1 protein-coding gene is annotated in these 313 nt (G+C 39.0%); it reads left to right on the top strand.

Features of this window, described 5'->3' with window-relative positions; all coding sequences use genetic code 11:
- Nucleotides 1-313, top strand: a 313-nt coding sequence (locus tag AAEY88_RS12760) for an ATP-binding cassette domain-containing protein (RefSeq protein ID WP_350562974.1), incomplete at both ends; no start/stop codon positions are given.

Genomic DNA, 313 nt, shown 5'->3' with positions numbered 1-313 from the left:
ACCAAAGACTTTGATAACGACTTAACTTTATTTGATTGGATGTCGCAATGGCGTACCGCTAAACACAACGATTTAATGGTACGTGGTATGTTAGGCCGTTTATTGTTTACTGCAGACGATTCAAATAAAAAAGCCCGTAACTGTTCAGGTGGTGAAAAAAACCGTTTGTTATTTGGTAAGTTAATGATGCAAGACGTTAACGTACTAGTAATGGACGAGCCTACAAACCACATGGATATGGAAGCCATTGAAGCACTTAACAATGCGTTAAAAGACTTCCAAGGTACGCTTATTTTTGTAAGCCATGACCGTG

The organism is Psychrobacter sp. CAL346-MNA-CIBAN-0220, assembly GCF_040309805.1.
Taxonomy (GTDB): Bacteria; Pseudomonadota; Gammaproteobacteria; order Pseudomonadales; family Moraxellaceae; genus Psychrobacter.
The sequence above is the reverse complement of the archived record's forward strand: the minus strand, read 5'-3'. Positions and strand labels throughout refer to the sequence as shown.